The organism is Pedobacter namyangjuensis (genome assembly GCF_003313325.1).
GTDB classification, from domain to species: Bacteria; Bacteroidota; Bacteroidia; order Sphingobacteriales; family Sphingobacteriaceae; genus Pedobacter; species Pedobacter namyangjuensis.
Genome location: NZ_QMHQ01000002.1, coordinates 360,481 through 378,789 on the forward strand (window position 1 = coordinate 360,481; position 18,309 = coordinate 378,789).

At 35.3% G+C, this 18,309-nt stretch carries 15 protein-coding genes; 10 read left to right on the plus strand and 5 right to left on the minus strand.

What is annotated here, in order from left to right; all coding sequences use genetic code 11:
* Positions 1–86: 86 nt before the first annotated feature.
* From DUT69_RS08755 to DUT69_RS08785, 7 genes are all read left to right on the plus strand, one after another.
* Complete coding sequence (locus DUT69_RS08755) at positions 87–1,463, plus strand: MATE family efflux transporter (protein WP_113652853.1); 1,377 nt, start codon at positions 87–89, stop codon at positions 1,461–1,463.
* A 164-nt stretch (positions 1,464–1,627) separates the two neighbouring features.
* Entirely contained in the window at positions 1,628–4,423 is a 2,796-nt protein-coding gene (locus DUT69_RS08760) for a TonB-dependent receptor domain-containing protein (protein ID WP_113652854.1), read from the plus strand.
* 3 nt (positions 4,424–4,426) lie between these two features.
* Positions 4,427–5,767 (plus strand): DUF4876 domain-containing protein, encoded by a 1,341-nt coding sequence (locus tag DUT69_RS08765; protein WP_113652855.1) that lies wholly within the window; start codon positions 4,427–4,429, stop codon positions 5,765–5,767.
* A gap of 29 nt (positions 5,768–5,796) precedes the next feature.
* Positions 5,797–7,353, plus strand: coding sequence for a DUF6850 family outer membrane beta-barrel protein (locus tag DUT69_RS08770; protein ID WP_113652856.1), 1,557 nt, complete (start codon positions 5,797–5,799; stop codon positions 7,351–7,353).
* A 3-nt stretch (positions 7,354–7,356) separates the two neighbouring features.
* Positions 7,357–8,496 (plus strand): cytochrome-c peroxidase, encoded by a 1,140-nt coding sequence (locus tag DUT69_RS08775; protein WP_113652857.1) that lies wholly within the window; start codon positions 7,357–7,359, stop codon positions 8,494–8,496.
* A 96-nt stretch (positions 8,497–8,592) separates the two neighbouring features.
* A complete protein-coding gene (locus DUT69_RS08780; protein WP_113652858.1) occupies positions 8,593–8,949 on the plus strand; it encodes a response regulator in 357 nt (118 codons plus the stop codon).
* Between the two features lie 105 nt (positions 8,950–9,054).
* Positions 9,055–9,684, plus strand: a complete 630-nt coding sequence (locus DUT69_RS08785) for an RNA polymerase sigma factor (RefSeq protein WP_113652859.1) — start codon at positions 9,055–9,057, stop codon at positions 9,682–9,684.
* Here the strand turns inward: DUT69_RS08785 and DUT69_RS19195 are convergent.
* The 4 genes from DUT69_RS19195 to DUT69_RS08800 form a co-directional block, all read right to left on the minus strand.
* Positions 9,681–9,839, minus strand: coding sequence for a hypothetical protein (locus DUT69_RS19195; protein ID WP_162796226.1), 159 nt, complete (start codon positions 9,837–9,839; stop codon positions 9,681–9,683). The genes DUT69_RS08785 and DUT69_RS19195 overlap by 4 nt on opposite strands.
* 74 nt (positions 9,840–9,913) lie before the next feature.
* Positions 9,914–11,029: a DNA polymerase IV gene (gene dinB / locus DUT69_RS08790; RefSeq protein ID WP_113652860.1), complete on the minus strand. Its 1,116-nt coding sequence runs from the start codon at positions 11,027–11,029 to the stop codon at positions 9,914–9,916.
* A 36-nt stretch (positions 11,030–11,065) separates the two neighbouring features.
* Entirely contained in the window at positions 11,066–11,806 is a 741-nt protein-coding gene (locus DUT69_RS08795; RefSeq protein ID WP_113652861.1) for a hypothetical protein, read from the minus strand.
* A 76-nt stretch (positions 11,807–11,882) separates the two neighbouring features.
* Positions 11,883–12,563, minus strand: coding sequence for a pseudouridine synthase (locus DUT69_RS08800; protein ID WP_113652862.1), 681 nt, complete (start codon positions 12,561–12,563; stop codon positions 11,883–11,885).
* A gap of 467 nt (positions 12,564–13,030) precedes the next feature.
* Between DUT69_RS08800 and trpS the strand changes: the two genes are divergently transcribed.
* The 3 genes from trpS (at position 13,031) to DUT69_RS08815 (ending at position 15,322) form a co-directional block, all read left to right on the plus strand.
* A complete protein-coding gene (trpS, locus tag DUT69_RS08805; protein WP_113652863.1) occupies positions 13,031–14,032 on the plus strand; it encodes a tryptophan--tRNA ligase in 1,002 nt (333 codons plus the stop codon).
* Between the two features lie 77 nt (positions 14,033–14,109).
* Complete coding sequence (locus DUT69_RS08810) at positions 14,110–14,724, plus strand: deoxynucleoside kinase (protein ID WP_113652864.1); 615 nt, start codon at positions 14,110–14,112, stop codon at positions 14,722–14,724.
* Positions 14,725–14,797: 73 nt separating this feature from the next.
* Positions 14,798–15,322 (plus strand): hypothetical protein, encoded by a 525-nt coding sequence (locus tag DUT69_RS08815; RefSeq protein WP_113652865.1) that lies wholly within the window; start codon positions 14,798–14,800, stop codon positions 15,320–15,322.
* Here DUT69_RS08815 and DUT69_RS08820 read toward each other — a convergent pair.
* Positions 15,319–18,192, minus strand: a complete 2,874-nt coding sequence (locus tag DUT69_RS08820) for a triple tyrosine motif-containing protein (RefSeq protein ID WP_113652866.1) — start codon at positions 18,190–18,192, stop codon at positions 15,319–15,321. The two genes, DUT69_RS08815 and DUT69_RS08820, sit on opposite strands and share 4 nt — an antisense overlap.
* Positions 18,193–18,309: the final 117 nt, after the last annotated feature.

Consider the following 18,309-nt stretch of genomic DNA (forward strand, 5'->3'; position numbering starts at 1 on the left):
CTGGTCTACATCTACCTAAATATTTGTTGCTCTTCGACAAATTGATGATAATAAATTAGAAATAAAAACATCACTTTTGTAGCCTTATGTTACAAAGCTTATACACCAAATACAAACCGTACTACAAAGAAAACTTAACATTAGCCCTACCCATTGTGGTTTCGCAATTAGGCCATACACTAGTGCACTTGGCAGATGGAATTATAGTTGGGCACTTTGCTGGTACAGTACAGCTTGCGGCAGTTTCTTTAGTAAACAGTTTGTTTATGCTAATATTGGTATTAGGCTTAGGTATTTCTTATGGTTTAACACCATTAATTGCACAAGCTAACGGAAGTAAGAATTACCAAGAATGTGGCAAACTGCTAGCCAATAGCTTGGTTATTAACTTTGGTTTTAGCATCATACTATATGCGTTGGTTTACGGCGTTTCAATTAGCGTTATAGACCATCTAGGTCAATCTCCAGATGTAGTTGCTTATGCAAAACCTTACTTAAATTTTCTTGGTTTCTCAATAATACCTTTAATGATTTTCCAAGCCTTTAAGCAATTTACCGAAGGTTTAGGTTTTACTAAACAAGCGATGATGATTTCTATTTGGGGTAACGTTATCAACGTTATTTTTGGGATTATTTTTGTAAAAGGAATGTTTGGTATAGCACCGATGGGTGTTAAAGGTGTTGGCTTAAGCACGCTTATTGATAGGGTTTTAATGGCGTTAGTTATGGGCATATATGTTTTTAGATCAAAGAATTTTAAAATTTACCTTACCGAATTCAAGTTTGCTTTTATAGAGAAATTCCGAATCAATAAAATTATAAAATTAGGTGCGCCAGTTGCAATGCAATACTCTTTCGAGATTAGCGCATTTAGTGGAGCAGGAATTATAATTGGTACTATAGGAAAAATTGAGCAGGCGGCCCATTTTACAGCGTTGTCTTTAGCAGCATTTACTTATATGTTAGCCAGTGGAATAGCCTCGGCTGCAACGATAAAAACTGGTAATAATCTGGGCAAAAAATCTTTTACAGATTTACGCAGATCGGCCATTGCGAGTTACCATGTAGTGCTGGTCTTTATGTCGGCAACTGCGATTTTGTTTATACTGGCAAATAATTTACTGCCTTATATTTTTACTAATGATGTAGTAGTGATTAATATAGCTGCCCAACTTCTAATCATTGCTGGCTTTTTTCAACTTTTTGACGGAACACAAGTAGTAGGTTTAGGCGTTTTACGTGGTGTTGGCGATGTTAATATTCCAACGTTTATCACCTTTATTTCTTATTGGATTATTGGTATCCCACTAGGATATTTCTTAGGGATATATTTGGGTGTAGGTGTTAAAGGTATCTGGTACGGTTTAACTTTTGGTTTGCTTACGGCTTCTATCCTACTTTTCTATAGATTTCAGCAAAAAACCAAAATGCTCATCGAGGAAAATGCGATTAAGGGGATTTAATATTCTCATCTCATTTTAATTTCCGCCAGCAATAATGCACTGTAATTATTTAATATAAAGTTAGTTAAACCACTTAACTCTAAACACTACTTAGAATTATTCTAAATAACTTGCGTAGTTGGTGTAAAATTTACACCTTTGCGCCAAATTAGAATCAGTCTAAATTGAAACAGTTATATTTTTTACTCATCGTCTTATTATTTGCGCACAGGGGAAGTGCGCAAAATGCTAATCTTCTTACCGCTAGGGTTGTTGATGCGAAAGGTTTGCCAATTGAACTTGTTAACGTTAAGGTAACTGAAACAAACCAATACGCTGTTACCGATAAAAATGGTGTCTTTAAGATAACTGGCATTCTAACGAACTCCAGTGTTAATATTCAGTTCTCGATTATCGGTTATCAAACACTTAAAATGCCTTTGATTATTAAATCAGGAGAGAATAACATGGGCAACATTGCATTAAAAACGCTCGATTTAAGTTTAGAAAGCATTGAAATCAATGCCAAACGAAACTACTCTGGAAGCACAAATTCTTCGTTAATAATCAGCAGGGATTTGATTGAGCAAACTCCAGCATTAAGTGTTAATGATTTATTAAACCAGATACCGAACAGAAAAATACAACCACCTTCTCTACAACGAGTACAGAATTTAAATTTAAGATCCGCTTATGTACCAACAAGCACCGGACGGGGCGATTTTGAATTAAATAATGCTTTTGGTATTGCTATAATTATGGATGGAAATGTGATTAGTAATAACGCGAATATGCAAAGCTTTAATGTAGGTAGAGCTGGACAAGGACAATCTTTTGTAAGTAGTGGCAATTATGGGTTAAATGGTGCACCATCACCGGTGGTAAATGGTATTCCTTCTACTTCTTATTCTGGCGATTACACCTTCGGAGGTACAGATTTAAGGCAAATACCCGCAGATAATATCGAGAGCATAGAGGTAATTGCAGGTATTGCACCAGCAAAATATGGCGATTTAACAGACGGTGCAGTAATTATTGAAAGGCAAGCTGGTAAGTCGCCTACTTATGTTCGAATGCAGCTAAGAGACAACGCTACCTCATACGGCTTTTCGAAAGGTTTTGAACTTAATCCGAAATATGGGGCTATAAACGTTGGCGTAAATTATGTTAACTCTTACGAAGATAATCGCGATAAATTAAAGGCTTATCGGAGAGTAAATACCAATGCCATGTGGACTAACTCATTTGGCAACAAAAATCAGTTAAAAAACACTTTTAGTATAGATTACGGAAGAAATTTAGATGGGATTAGATTTGATCCAGACGACGAAAAAAGTACTAAAACGAGGTTTGATAGCTGGAGTTTTAGTATGGCAAACAGAAGCAATTATCGTTTTGAAACAGGATTTTTGAAAAACGTAGGTTTAAGCTTGAGATATTCAACAGGGCATCAGGTTAGTTATAAAGAAGAACTTGTTAACCAACCTTACATTTTATACACAACGGCAACCACGACAGGTATACATGAAGGGACTTACGACACTGGCGTTTACACAGCTCAATCTTTAATTGATGGTAAGCCAATAAATGCCGGTGCAAACTTAGATTTTACTGGTGGATTTAGAACTGGAGATCTTGCTCATAACCTATCATTTGGTACAAGCTTTAGTTATAGCGCAAATAATGGACTAGGGCAGACAATAGACCCAAATCAGCCACGAAGTGGCCCAAGAGTTGCCACCACTTCTATAGGAGCAACTAGCTCTGAAAGATTCTATGATTTTAGATTAGCAATAGCTCAGAAAGATGTTGGCTTCTATTTAGAAGATCAATTCACAGCTAATTTATTAGGTAAACCGTTAAATGTGAGAGCCGGTGTAAGAACCGATATTCAGAATGGCTACGCGTCCCTTTCGCCGAGAACAAATATTAATTACGAACTTAACAAACACGTTAGATTAGGTGTTGCTTATGGGCTTTCATTCAAATCGCCAGGTTTAGCTCAGCGGTATCCTGGACCAACTTTTTACGAAATCCCACTGCTAAATTCTTATAATGGTAAAGTTAATGAGAGTACTTATTTAGTTTATGTAGAACGATATGAGCCTACAAGTGACGGATTGAAACCGTCTAAAAGTGAGAGTATAGAACTATCGGCACAAATAAAGCTTGATAAATTTAATCTATCTGTGGCGGCGTTTAATAAAAAGTCTAGAAATGGAATTTCAACAGTGCAAAATTTTCAGACTATTGAGTTGCCGATGTATACTGCCACCCAAAATGCAGGTGCAAAACCAACCGTAACACAAACAGGTCTAAGACCTTATGCTATGAACTACTTTACGTTTAAAAACGATTTATCTTCCGATAATCAAGGGTTCGAAGTTATCTTAAACACACCTGAAATCAAAGAGATTAAAACCTCTTTTAACCTAAGTGGCGGTTTATTTAGAACATCCTATGGTTCTACATCGAATAGTTTTAGCAGCAAAGTTCCAAATACAATTCCAACTGACCCTAACTATGCGTTTATTGGCGTCTACGAACCGACTAATACAAAGGCTTATTTTAGTAACGGTAGAATTACTAGCAGTACCCACATACCAAAATTAAGCTTGGTAGTACAATTTGTTGCAGAGTTTGATATCCTTAACAAAACAATTAATACAGCAAGCTCTAGAATCCCACTTGGTTATTATGATAGAATTAATCAATATGTTCCAATAACAAATTTTGATCAGAGTAATCCTTCTTATGGACATTTGTATATAACGCCTGAAGAGCAGAAAGAAAATGATTTACCAAAAATTATCTCAAACTACCATTTCAGTATAGCAAAAGAGATAAAGAAAAGATTCAAATTCGCTTTTAACGTATACAATGTATTTAATTATCAGCCATATTATTTAACTACCGCTAACACCTATAAGTTTCCAAACAACGCCCCCACTTTCGGAGCAGAACTATCTATAAAACTTTAGCATATGAAAATTACAAGAATTGCGTCAATAGTTATAATCTCAATTGCAATTGTTTTTAACGCGTGCAAAAAATACCAAGAAGATACTACTGGAATTCATCCAGTCAGATTTCAGGTTTCTACCTCCTATTCGTCTGACGAATTAGGAAAAGTTTTACCTAAAGCGCAAATAGAAATAAAGTTTAAAAACATTAAAACTAACATAGAGCAAAAATACTACACGAATGCTGATGGAGTATTGGCGCTAGATTCCATTTCGCCAGGTGAATACGATATCTCGGCATCCATAAAAATACCTGCCACGACATATACCACTTTAACCGGAGAAACTGTTGATAAGGAAGTTATCTTTAACGCATCCGAAAAGGCAAAAACGATAACGATTGAAGACAGGCAAAGTATTAGTTTAAAATTAATCTCAGGCGTTACTGGACCATGGGTAATTAAACAGATTTATTACGCGGGCTCAAATACAACAACTGGGTCTAGTTTCCGAGATCAGTTTATAGAAATTTACAATAATAGCGATTCGGTATTATATGCAGACAGTCTTTATATTGGTGAAGCTATTGGTATACAAAACTTTACCGCCATTAATATGCATAGGCTACCTAATAGCCAATTTGATTGGAGCAAATCTCAAGGAATGCCAGCGAATATAGATGCAAATAACGATTACATTTACACTAGAGCATTGCTAATGATACCGGGTACAGGTAAACAATACCCAGTAAAACCTGGCGAAAGTATTGTTTTGGCACAAACCGCAATTAATCATAAGGCGCCATTTGTTGGTAGTGATGGAAAAACGATTACAGCTAGAGACCCTTCTATAACTGTTGATTTAAGCGGTGCTGATTTTGAAGCATACTACGCTCCTTTTCTTCCAAGACCCCTTGCATCTGATATTGATAATCCTAACGTGCCTAATGTAGAAGTTTTATCCTACAGCGGAACTGATTTAATATTAGACAATCCGGGTAGAATGGGTTATGTAATTTTTAAAAATAAAGGAAGCATAGATATAAAAGACTTAAATCGCTACGCCTATCCGAGCATAGCTGCGCCATCTTCTACAGCAGACAAGTTTTACCAAATACCTAACAGCTTTATTATAGATGCTGTAGAAACTCAGCAAAATACCGCTGCCGCTAGAGTGCCAAAAAAACTAGGCCCAGCTTTAGATGCACTTTACTGTTACGTGCCAAATGGCGCATATTCATCTCAGTCGGTGATTAGAAAAACAGAACGTACAGTAGATGGACGAAGAATCCTGAAAGACACCAATAACTCGGCAGAAGATTTTGATTTTTTACCGTTAGCTCTTCCAAGAGGATTTAAATAATAGCCAGCAAAAATTTCCGCAAAAATAAAATGAAGCAAATCCATATCTATATACTTATCATTTTTAACACAATTACTGTTGCTTTTGCACAGAAAATTGATACGACGAACGTTGGCACAACAAATCTAAATTTTGTAACCGACTCAGCAAGTTATGCTGGTTACAATTTTGCAAAGACAAGTCCTTTTTACATCAAATCGCTAATGCCTTCAAAGTTCAATAATTTAACGGCAACGTACAGTTTTGAAAAAGGTGGTTTAACTCTTGCGCAAATGCCAAAGAAGTTAAATTTTACCAATTTTAGTACAGAAGGCATCTCTCAATTGCAGTCTGTAAGTATTTGGGGGCAATTTTCTTATCAAAGAGTTGTAGAAGATAGCGTATCTTTTGCCCATCAAACAAGAAATAATATAGCAAATCCTTATTATTTCGGATCTCAAAAAAGCGTTAGTTACCAACGTGCACTTTATAATTTAAAAGCACTAGCTAGCAGAAATTTCATTAATAATAATCTACCAATTGGACTAGGTGTTGATTACAGAATTGGAAATCATTACTCAACAAATGATCCACGTGGCGATATCGGTGACTACCAACTTAATCTTATCGGAACAATTGGATACCATTTTACTAAACAGTTAAGCATTGGGGCCGGTTATAGATATGGATATGGACTTGAAAAAGTAAATGTTGCGTATAAAAATGCTAGCCTATCACAAGGAAGCTTAATTCCTGAGTTCAATAACTATTTAATTAGCGGTTACGGAGAACCAGAAATTTTTAACACTAGAAGAACTTTCCAGAACAATTCAACTAGAAACGGAATAGATGCCTACTTGACATATAATAACGATAATTTTGGAAATTTCAACTTGAGCTACCAAAGTATTAAAGAAAAACAGGACTATAATTATAGAACTAGCGTTGGGATTGAACATTTCGTAAACTTTAACATCGTTAACGAGCAATATAGATTACTTTGGTTAAAGAATCTAGGAAAAAATAGCGTGAGTGTAGAACTAGGTTACCAAACAAATACAGGTGACAACTATGTTCTTAAATATTTAGCAAACAGCTATCTTTTTAAAAATAATAATATTAACGCAAAGGCAATTTACACACTTAAACAAAACCAATACATTCATAACTTTGTAGGCAGTTTAAGTAAATATGAAGAGCAAAAGATAGATGGGATTGCTGGTAATAACATCCAATTTAATCGTTTAAACTACAATTTAGGTTATAGTATAAATCACACAGACAAGAACTCACATAACTTAGGAATAGGTATTAGTGGATTTTACACACAATACCTGGATTCTCAATTTAATGTATTATTACTTAATGAGGGTAGTTTTACAAAAGACGTAATTTATCATGATTATGCATATAATACCGCTGCCAGATACGGTGGTTCACTATCAGCTAATTATAATATTCCGTTGTTTACACAAATACATGCTGGCGTTAAAATTACAAGTACGTATATGCGTAGAGGCGAGTTACAGAACATCAACAGAACATTAACTAGTGTTCCAGGAAAAGATAGGTTTTTTAATAATATCAGCTTAAATCTGTATTTTTAGCCCATGAAGAAAGTATTGTTTGCGCTGGCGGTAACGTTCGCATTTTTATTGTCGCTCTCTTTTAGAACTACCGATTTTTTGGTGGGCGATGATATTCCGGTAGATTCGCTACGCAAACTATATTCTAAACCAACTTCTCAATGGCCAAAACCAACCATTGATGCTGGCGTTAAGTTTGAAGAATTGGGCCAATTACTACCGTCTCCATTAAACTTAAAAAACGATTCTGTTAAAAAGCTAGTAGAACTTGGCAAGGTTTTGTTCTTCGACCCTCGCCTATCTGGCTCTAACCAAATATCATGCTCTAGTTGTCATGTTCCGGATTTGAACTGGGCCGATGGTCGCCAGGTTTCTGTCGGTCACGATCATCAAAATAACATCCGCAATGCGCCTTCTTTAGAAAATGTTTGGTTTTTTAAAAAGCTATTTTGGGATGGCAGGGCAAACAGTTTAGAAGAACAAGCTTCAATGCCGGTCGAGGCACATAACGAAATGCATCAAGATGTTAAATCGTTACCAAAAAAACTAAGAAAAATTAAAGGATATGCACCTTTTTTTAAAGCAGCATTCGGCACAACAGATATTACCAACGAACGGATAGCTTCCAGTTTAGCTACCTTTCAGCGTAGTTTAAGTAGCCGACGCACAGATTTCGATAGATTTTTGGCGAATAACAAGCAAGCACTAACAGATCAGCAAGTTTTGGGCTTACATTTGTTTAGAACCAAAGCCCGTTGTATGAATTGCCATAATGGGCCATTCTTTACCGATAACGATTTTCATAATGATGGTTTAACCTATTATGGTCGTAAGTACGAAGATTTAGGCTTGTATAATGTTACCAAAAAACCAGAAGACGTTGGTAAGTTTAAAACTCCAGGCTTACGAAATGTAATGCGTACGGCACCTTGGTTCCACAACGGTTTATTTGCCGATATAGACGGGGTAATGAACATGTACAACATTGGTATGCCAGATCAGCGAGTTAAACCAGCGCAAATGAATGATCCGTTATTACCAAAAAATGATAAGCTTTTGAGAGGCATTAGATTAAGTAATGCCGAAAAAGATGCCGTAATTGCTTTTCTCCATTCTTTGTCATCTGCACCTGTCCTTATACGTGTAGAGGAATTGCCAAAATAAATTTAATTTTTGTTTTGTAAACGCAGTCATTTAATTACATTTAGCCATCGGTTTTTAAACTGAAATAACCTAGATAACGCAAATCTTTAACAAGGTATGAAGAAAAGAATTTTGGTGGTGGAGAACAATAAGGAGATCCTTGATGTAATTGCTATAGTTCTAGAGCAAGCCGGTTACGAATACAGGCTTTACACTAATGAAAAAAATATTTTTGAGCAGGTTATACAGTTTGAACCTGATGCAATTCTGTTAGATATTGTGCAGCCAACTATAGAAGGAACAGAGCTTTGTCGTAAAATTAAGGCTGCTGAAGGCACAACGCATATCCCAGTTATTGTGTTATCTACACACCCAAAAATAGAAAAAGTAAAAGAAGTTTGCGCCGACGAGGTTATAGCAAAGCCATTCGATATTGATTTTTTATTGGAAACCTTGGATGATCAAATCGCCTAAATTTTCAAGTATACTAACTGTTTTTTTAAAATCGCATAGCTTATAAGAATACCGCGAACAATACATCGATTTGTATGTTAGAACATTTAACATAATAAAAATGTAATGATTGCATACGTGCTGCCCTTTCTTATAAACAAAAAAAGAACTGAAAGTCCTACTTTAGTTTATCAGCCAGAAAACTTTTTAGTAGATGGATTAAAAAGAGGAGACAAAGTCGCAATTGATAAACTTTATAAAATGTATGCAGGTTCTTTAATGGGCATAATTAGCAGAATTGTAAAGTTTGATGAGGTTGCTGAAGACGTTTTACAAGATACATTTGTTAAAATATGGAAGTCGATTGCTCAATACGACAGTAGTAAAGGCAGATTATTTACTTGGATGGCAAATTTGGCGAAAAATGCAGCAATAGATCAAGTTAGAAGCAAAAATTACGTTAATTCTAGTAAAACTGATGACTTGGGAGATACAAAAGTTGATTTAATAGATCGCAGAAACAATGTTTCATTTAATGCAGAGACTATTGGAGTTAGACAATTAATGCAACACCTTAAACCTGATCAGAAGAACATCTTGGATTTGGTTTATTTTGAAGGCTATACGCAAATGGAAGTTGCCGAATATCTTAACATCCCGTTAGGAACCGTTAAAACAAAAATTAGACTTTCCATACTTACGCTCAGAAAATATTTTAACGAAACAAACAATTTTGGCAGCACATTTATTAGTTAAATTTTTGGGCCGTCGTTTTTATTAATACTAGTTTCTTTTTCATTTAACTCTTGCTCCAAATCTTTCTGATCTTTTTTATTCCTCTTTATCACAAAATAAACAAAGGCTAAAATGGCTACAATTAATATTGCTATTACAACTATATTCACTTTCATTCTTTACAGGTTTAATTAATACTATCTATTAAATAAAAATAAAAGTTTATTGTTTGTATAATGTTAACAATAGATTAATTGTTATCAAATTGCGGAAACAAAGAATGCTGGTAGCCTTCAAATTTATCTCGCATTCTGTTCTCTCCGAAATTGGAGAATCCTACGCCAAGTAAACGTATTTTTTTACCACCTAAATCTGCATTTGCTAAAAGCGATTTGCTTACCAACAGCGTTTGTTCTATATCCATTATCGGCGTAGCAAAAGATATGCTTCTGGTAATCTGTTTAAAGTCTTCGAACTTAATTTTTAAAGTCAATGTGCGACCAAAAACCTTATAATTTTGCAATCGTCTAAAGGCAGTTTTAGAAATTTGCTCCAGCCAGTCGTCAAGTTCTTCGCCCCTTTCTAAATCGTAAGAAAAAGTATCTTCTGCACTAATCGATTTTATTTCATGATGCGGCTGTACAGGTCTGTTGTCAATTCCACGAACAATGTTGTAAAAGAATTTTCCGCTTTTTCCAAAAAGTTGCATCAGCCTCTGTTCGCTAAGCTGTTTTAAATCCTTGCCTGTATGCAAGCCTTGCCGTTTCATTTTTTCGGCCGTTACCTTCCCCACGCCAAAGAATTTTTCAACGGCAAGCTTCTCCATAAATCTTTCAAGTTTAGATGGACCAATGAAAGTCAATCCATCAGGTTTGTTCATGTCTGATGCTATTTTAGCGGTAAATTTATTAATAGAAACCCCCGCCGATGCGCTTAGATTAAGCTCATCTTTAATTGCTTGTTTAATTTGCTCGGCAATGGTTATGGCAGAGCCGATGCCCAATTTGTCATCGCTCACATCTAAAAAAGCTTCGTCTAAAGAAAGTGGTTCAATCAAATCGGTGTAACGACTAAAAATTTCTCTAATCTTTCTAGAAACGTCTTTGTATGCATCAAATCTGGGTCTTACAAAAATTACATACGGACAAAGTTGTTGCGCTTTTTTACTGGGCATTGCAGATTTTATGCCGAATTTTCTGGCTTCGTAACTGGCTGTTGCTACTACACCTCCACGGCCTTCGGGCGAACCGCCAACTACAATCGGCTTACCTCTATATTGAGGAAAATCTCTTTGCTCTACCGACGCATAAAATGCATCCATATCAATATGGATAATTTTACGATGCTGAATTTTGTCGGTACTCATTAAAAATGTGCTTGCGTAAAGCTACAAATTTTAGCATTATCTTTTAGGAGCTCTACCTAAATTTACAACGGCACCAACACTAAAAACAGAATTTCCTGCATTTAAAAACTTTCTGCTTTTTAATCCAATGTTACTGCCACTGGTATATTGCAACTGAACTTGTTCGCTTAAAATCATTCGGGTAAAAAATACAGGTTCAAGAAAAATATTGTCTTCGTTGGGTTGTAAAATATTGTTTTTATAAAAGTCGTTTGTTTTAACAAAGCTCATTCTCAAAGCTGTACCATAGTTTAAGCCAAAATTTACACCAAACAGTCTTAAATTGTTTTTCTTTTTAGAGCTATAATTAACTTGAATAAACTTTTTACTGTAGTTAGCTTCCTGAAATTCAGTACTAACCAGTACATCATTATCAAAATCTCTAAACACACGTTCGCTTTTACCACTACCTAAACCTGCATAAACCTCCAAGATCCTGTTGTTGTCTGGCCCAAAGGTGTTAAAGTAGCCACCGCCAAATTCAATCATTTTATGTTTAATGTCTTTTTTATCGCGTTCGTTATTCATAAACGCTCCATTAGCTAAAACAGCAACGTGATTAGTTACCGCATAGGCAGAATTGAAATTGAAATTTCCTTTTAAAGATATGTGTGCACCTGCAGCAACCTCGCCCTGCGTAGTTAACATTGGTGTATTTGGTACGCTTGGCATGTAAATAGAAGAACAACTTGCTAAGAAAACAGAGAGCATCAAAAGCGCAGACAGATTTTTTTTCATATTTATTTTTAAACTCAATATTTAAGCCAATTATTGTGTTCTGGTTCAAAAACTAACAAACCAAAAAACAAAACAATTAACTGAACTTTAAAAGTTCCAATGCATGCTTAAACTCAGGTTGCACACTTGCCTCAAAAACAATCCTTTCGCCAGTTACTGGATGGCTAAATGCTAGCTCAGAAGCGTGTAAAAGCATCGTTGTCATTTCAAATTCTTCTTTAAAAAACCTGTTTTGCTTATTGCAACCGTGCTTTCTATCGCCAATAATTGGGTAGAAAATATGTGCGAAATGCCTGCGTAACTGATGCATACGGCCAGTTGTAGGCGTTGCTTCTACCAATGAATATCTCGATGTTTCATGTTTACCAAAGGCAACATCAATTTCACTACGTTGCAGGGTTTTAAAAGCTGTAAAAGCATCTTGCATATTGCCATTTTCTTTTGCTAAGGGATAATCAATTTCCCCCTCATCTGGCGCATAACCTCGCAAAACAGCCAGATATTTCTTATCAACTAAACCTTCCTGAAATTGTTTGTGCATAGCAACCTCTATCTCTTTCTCAAATGCAAAAAGCAATAATCCGCCGGTTTTACGGTCTAGCCTATGCACCGGACTAACATGTCGCTCAATCTGATCTCGTAGCATCTGAAGCGCAAATTCTTTCGCATCATTTGCAATTTTAGATCTATGAACCAACAAACCATGTGGTTTATTAATCGCAATCAAATGTTCGTCTCGGTAAACAATTTCTAACATTCGGCGAAGATAAGGATTTTCGGGTTTGAAAAATCTCACATTAAATGCTAACTAATTTGGGCGTGTATATTGTGATTGGATTAATCGTTGGCGAGGACGCCAACGCCGGAGTGATGCTGGAACGTTCATTCGTTGGCGTCCCCGCCAACGTTCTAAATAATTCTTAATTAACGAAGGAGTATTGACGAGGACGCCAACGCTGGAAGGCTCATTCGTAGGCGTCCCCGCCAACGTTCTAAAATAATTCTCAAATAATCAAAATTTGGGCGTGCCCCAAGGGTCGGGCTATTTGCTACAACCTTTTATTTTCGGGTTAGCCAAAAATTCAAGCAACAGTAGAAAGAAAATAAAAGGATTTTCGCGTCTATCCCTCACGCTCGCATAATTCAAAGTCGCTACAAAATTTAACCTGAACAAAAAGACAAAAAATTGAATTCCATTTGTAGGTTTTTTGCTAATTTCGACCCATGAATAAAGAAACAGTTGTTAGTGGTATCCGTTCTACTGGCAGATTACATATAGGAAATTATTATGGTGCAGTAAAAAACTTCGTGCAAATGCAACACGATTATAATTGCTACTTTTTTATTGCCGATTTACACTCGTTAACTACTCATCCAACACCGGCAGATTTGCATGGCAATGTAAAACATGTTTTGGTCGAATATCTTGCTTGTGGTATCGATCCAGAAGAATCTACCATTTATATACAGTCTGATGTTCCGGAAATTGCGGAGTTATATTTGTACTTAAACATGAACGCCTACATGGGCGAGTTAGAACGTAGCGCATCGTTTAAAGATAAAGTTAGAGGTAATCCTGATAATGTAAATGCTGGTTTACTAACATATCCTGTTTTAATGGCTGCTGATATTTTAATCCATAAGGCAACGAAAGTTCCAGTTGGTAAAGATCAAGAGCAACATTTAGAAATGGCTCGTACTTTTGGTAATCGCTTCAATCGTTTGTACAACAACGAATATTTCCCTGAGCCTTACGCATTTAGTTATGGTAAAAACTTGGTTAAAGTGCCAGGTTTAGACGGGAAAGGCAAAATGGGTAAATCAGAAGGCGAAGGAAATGCGGTTTATTTATCAGATACACCAGAAATTATCCGTAAAAAAGTAAGCAGAGCAGTTACAGATAGTGGTCCTACAGCAGAATTTCAAGAAAAACCAGAGGCAATTCAAAATTTGTTCGATTTAATGAAAATTGTTTCTTCTGAAGATACATTGACACATTTCGACGAGCAATACAATAAAATGGCTATTCGTTACGGAGATTTCAAAAAACAATTAGCGGAAGATATGATTCTAACTACTGCTCCTGTTCGCGAACGTATCAACGAAATTGCTGCAGATACTTCTTATCTACGTCAGGTTGCAAAACATGGTGCTTTAAAAGCAAGAGAAAGTGCGCAAAAAACAATTAGAGAAGTAAGGGAATTAATAGGTTTTAAAAGTTTTTAATTTATATTGCGTTAACGGTTAGCAACTGTAGTTATAATACAGCTTAACCCTTTGCCCAAACGCAAAACTCATAAAATATGCACATAGCAATTGTTGGAAATATAGGCGCTGGTAAAACTACTCTAACCAGTTTATTAGCAAAAAATTACGGTTGGGAAGCTTTATATGAGGCTGTAGATAATAACCCATATTTAGAAGATTTTTATAGCGATATGAAACGCTGGAGCTTTAATCTTCAAATTTACTTTTTAAATAGTCGTTTTCAGCAGTTAACAGAAATTGAAAATAACGCTCGTAACGTAATTCAGGATAGAACCATTTATGAAGATGCCTACATTTTTGCTGAAAATCTTCACGACATGGGCTTAATGACCACTAGAGACCATGATAATTATAGAGCTATTTTTGGAAACATTACTTCCTTTATAAAACCACCAGATTTATTGGTCTATTTACGTGCATCTGTACCTACATTGGTTAATAATATACAGCGTAGAGGTCGCGAGTACGAAGCAAGCATAAGAATAGATTATCTATCTAAGTTAAACGAAAAATACGAAGCTTGGATTAAAGGTTACGATTTAGGAAAGTTATTAATTTTAGATAAGGACAAGTTGGATTTTACTAATAACCCGGAAGATTTAGGAGCCGTAATTCAATCTATTGAAGCGGAAATAAACGGTTTGTTCTAGATAGCAACTTGTTTGTTCTTCGCTTTGCGATAAGAATACAAGCAATTTTATATAAGAATAATATCTCGTTTTTATGAAGTATATCCTACCCCTATTTTTATTGGTAAGTATAATATTTACAGCATGTAACAGCGAAAAAATTCCAAAAGACAAATTGGAGAAAACCAAATTGTCTGCTTTTTCTGATTCGATCGCATTAGATACCTTTAAAGTTGCTTTATTAGGAGAAAGTAGCGATGATATGAAATTCGTATTTACCATTAAAAGCCATAACGGTAAAGAAATTTATAAGGAAGAAATAAATACCCAAGTTCTTTTAAAAAGCTACCTAGCTAGCGAAGATTTGAAGAAGGAAAGCGAGAAAATGAAATTTCTTACCAATGAAGTTTCATATTTTTTAGACGATGAACAATTCTTAGAACCTGCAGTTACAGAAACCGAGGAGCCCAGTAAGAACAATCCTGATTTAGCATTCTATAACGAATTAAAAGAAAGTCAGTTAAATGGTTTTGGATATAGGCTTGGTAAAGATACAAAGATGTATATCGCCTATTCTATAACCGAGCAAAAAGTTAAGGTTTACTACAAGTGCTGTTAACTTTTAGTAGCACCATTTAATAAAAAATCAAAAAGATTTACCTCAGGTTTTAGGTTCAGTTTTTTCCTTAAACGATACCTACTCACTTCAACCGCCCTAGGCGTAATGTTTAACAATTGCGCCATTTCTTTCGAAGATAAATTCAATTTTAGATAAGCACATAATTTTAAATCGCTCGGGCTAAGATTTGGAAATTTATCTTTTAAATTTTTTAGAAAGTTAGCGTGTACATGATCAAAATGTATCGCAAACTGATTCCAATCATTATCCAATTTCTTCGCATCGTTTAAAAGCCTAATTACTTTCTTTAAATCATTTGCAGTATCTACACTAGTAGTTTGTTGTACTAATGGCAAGAGCTCGTCTCCTATTTTAGAAAGTAACTTACCTCTTTGTACCAGGTGCATAGTTGCAGTTGCAAGCTCTTTATTTTTAAACTCAACATCAGCCTCCAACTGCTTTTTTTGAAGTTTAGTAATTTGCTGTTCGTTTCTTTCTATTTCATCCTGATGTTTTTGCCTTAGCTTTTCTTGCTGCTTCTTATGCGCTCTTTCCTGAAATTTAATGAGTTGATAAAAAGCTACCCCAAATAGCATAAAATAAATAACGTAAGCTAAGGTACTCCTATACCACGCCGGCAAAATTTTAAATTCATACTTTACCGGAGCAGATTCATTTCCTAAATTATTACGCGTTTTAACCAAAAAAGTGTAATCGCCATGTGGCAAATTGGTATAGTCTTTTTCACTTTTATTGCTCCATGCAGACCAGTGCTGATCAAATCCCTTTAGCTGGTAGCTGTACTCTATATTTTCTTTCTGTTCAAACAAAGTTGATGCATACTCAAAATGCAAAGAGTTGTAGCGAAAATCTAATTTCTGTTTGATATTGTTCGTCTTCGAAAAATATCCACCGAATATAATACTATCGGTATTATCGCCCACTCTAATTTCGCCAAGCAAAGCATTAGGCTTATAAAGGTTAGCAGCATATTTTTTATAATCTATGTGAATTAATCCTTTGTTGGCAGCAATAAATATATTGCGTTCGTTGTACGGATATATATTTTCAAACCCTGCTACAATTTTTGTGGTTAGTTCTGGCATTTCTACGATTGTAAAATTTTTGCCTCCACTTTTTTTTCTAAAATCTACAACACCTACCCGCTTTTGGTTTACAAACCAAATATTTCCATCGTTATCTTCTTTTAGTAATTGTATAGAGAGCTTTTTAAAAATCGTACTAAAAAACAAGCTAGGAAAAAATTTCTTCTTTTTATCGTCGTACTCATAAATTCCGTGGAAAGTTGCCACAACCACCTTGTTTTTAACTTTAAAAACATAATTGTACAAAGTCAGTGGCAAACCGTCGTCTTTAGTTAAAAGTGTGGTTTTTATAATTCGTTGTTTTGATTGATCTAAGTCTAACTTATAAATACCACGATAAGGATGCGATGCCCAAACACAGTTGCGTGTTGCATCTACTACTACAAACCTTAACGGTTCGTTTAGAGCAGATAAAGTACCCATTACCTTAAACTGGTTTGTATTATTTTCGATAAGTTGTAAACCGGTATATGTGCCTGCGACTATGCTTTTATCTGACAGAGGTTGGTAAAGCCATGTGCCTAAACCATCGTAAAGTTGTGTCGCGTTGTAACTCTTTACCAGCGAACCTCCGTCCTCAGTAGCTAAAAGTAGTTGTTTGTTTATTTCTGCCAATCCCCAGGTTTGTCCTTTGGTATTCGAAACCTCTTTGAATATTGCTTGCGAGTTGCTGATATCTGCCTGATTAACATTTATATCGGCGGCCAAAAGTCCATTAGAAGTTCCGATATAGAGTTTATCGTCAAATATTCTACTGGCATAACTGGAAACTTGCTTGTTCTTATCCGGATAGATATGTTTTATTGCACTATTAAAAGCAATAAATGCAATTCCATCATCCAACGCTACCCATAAGTTCTGATGTTGATCTACCAAAACACTTCTAATATTTGCATTATTCAATCCCTCCGTATATGAAAATTGTCTTTTTATATTTCCCTTTTTATCTATAATTAAAAGCGCAGCGGATGTTGTACCAATTGCATAAAGGTCCTTGTTTATTTGAATTGCCCCATTAATCCTGTCGTTTATAAAAATTTTATCGTTAACAGTTTTTTTATCGATTAGCTTTTCTCCAGCTAAAAGAAATACTCCGCTTTTTAATGTTGTAATTAATAATGTGTCTTGGCTGTATGGTAAAACCGATGTAATGGTAGCATTTTGTATTCTTTTATCATTGCAGATGGAAATCCACTGATTGTCTTTAAATATTTTCAGCCCAACTTTATTTTCGTGGGCCAGTATTTGATTATTAACCAAACCGAGAAAAACCCAAGCATCCCTTGTTACAAAAACATCAATTTTATTGTTTTTAAGTCTGAAAATCTTATTAACGGTTCTAAAGAACACTTCGTCTTTATTAATCTTAATATCCCAAATATCAGCAAATTGCCTTTCTCCTTCGGGAACGAGATGTTTAAGAGAATGGTAGACTAGAACGCCATTTTTATTGGGTGCAAAAAAACCAATCTCATCTTGTCCTCCGATGTAGATTTTGCCCGATTTTTCGATATTAACAGACCTAACATTGGTTTTATTTGGTGTTACATGTAATTTCCAGTAAGCACCATTAAAGGTTAGCATACCTTCATTATTGGCGAAATATAGAACGCCGTTCGCATCTTGTGCGATGCCCCAGTTTTGTGTACCTGCTTTGTAATCGATACTCGTGTAGCTACTCACTTGTGGCAAACCAATCGGGTCTTGCGCAAAAAGAAATAAAGGAAATATCACCCATAAAAAAAGCGTATTTGTAGCTTTCATATCGTTCAGTATAGCTCAGTAAATATTTGGTTTTTCGATTACAAGAATAATCTATTATGAAGATAATAAAATTATGCATGTTGTATGCAAACATTGCGTAAACAAGTTAATTATAAA